1 protein-coding gene and 1 pseudogene are annotated in these 1,355 nt (G+C 62.9%); both read right to left on the reverse strand.

Annotated elements, in window-relative coordinates:
* On the reverse strand, window positions 1-759 hold a 759-nt coding region (locus tag A9X04_RS27645; RefSeq protein ID WP_197509454.1), incomplete at its 3' end, for a glycosyltransferase.
* 393 nt (window positions 760-1,152) lie between these two features.
* Window positions 1,153-1,355, reverse strand: a pseudogene (locus A9X04_RS27650) (glycosyl transferase family 1); the annotation flags it as partial.

The following is a 1,355-nucleotide window of genomic DNA, read 5'->3' on the forward strand; positions in this document are numbered from 1 at the left end:
GCAGATCGGCGGCGATCCACCGGCGATCCACGATGCCACGTCCTCGTCGGCGTCCGTGGTCAACTCCATGGTCAGCGCGCCGACAAAGGGCCGTCGGTCGCCCCATTTCTTCGCCCATTCGGCGGCCAGCCCGGGAAAGCAGACTTCGTCATAGGCCTGGATCTCGAGCGAGCCGCGTTCGGCGATCCGCCGGGGCGAGGGTTTCGTGGCCGCGGGCAGTCCGAGCTCGCGGCGCTGTGCGTTCTCCACTTGCTTCGTCGAGCGCCAAAACAACCACTCGACCGTTTTCATGCCGGAGCGAAACAGCGGCGCCGGCACGCGCGGAACGAGCTGGCCGTTGGGCCGCATCGGAATGTAATGCAGCGTGGCCATCGGAATGCGGTAGTAGTCGGCGACGTTGATCGCGAGGTCCTGGTAGAGCTGTCCGGTGAAGATCAAATCGGCGCCGGCACCGACCGACATCAGTGACGAGCTCATCAGCTGCCAGTTCCGCAGCACCGGCTCCCATGCGTCGCGCATCAACTTGATGGGCCCGCGCACGAAATTCTTCCAGAAGTCGCGGATGAACTCGTCGCTCCAGAAGTCGTGCATGTCGGGTCCGTAGCCGATGGCCGCCAGGCCTGCTTCCTGCGCGAGCTCAACAAGATTGGGCGGGACGGCCATGCGGACTTCGTGCCCTCTGCGCGTCAGTTCCCGCCCGATAGCGAGGCACGGCTCTATGTCACCGCGCGTCCCGTAGCTTGCCACAGCAAATTTCATCGCGTTGTAACCTTAATCACTTTTCCCTTGCCCCGGCAACACTTCAGAGTAGGGTCTTTCGGCCCTAATTTCAGTCTCTCCCTTCCCTATTGGGATTGACTGTTTTCGTTGCATGGCATGGGGAATGAGGTTCCGCGAGCGGGCGAACCGGCAATTCCCACCGGGCGCCGTCGGGTGTGACGAAGCCAATATCATCGGCCCTATCCCCCCGACCATTGGACTGTGACGACCTTTGACGGTTTGACGCGACCCCCAGGCATCGTCGGCTGATCAGATATCTAGTGTGCCAGAAAGTGTGGTCCCGTGTCTCCAGAAGCGGCAACTAGTTCGGCGCCGGCGCCGGAGTCAGGACGCTGACAGTGCGGCACACATCCGCGCTGTCGGCTTTGCCGATCAGGCGCGACTCCGCGAGCCGGCAAACTTCTCCACCACGTCAGCGGCCTTGACAACGCTTTCAGCGGGTTTGGTCATGTGCCGGGCGATCTCTCGCGCACGCACGCCGTAATCCGGATCGAGTATCCGGCGCAGATCCGCCAACAACGACTCCCGGGTGGTGGCCGAAAACCGCCGCGTGGCACCAACTTTCAGCCGTCCCA

The sequence above is a fragment of the Mycobacterium sp. E3247 genome (genome assembly GCF_001667785.1).
Lineage (GTDB): Bacteria > Actinomycetota > Actinomycetes > Mycobacteriales > Mycobacteriaceae > Mycobacterium.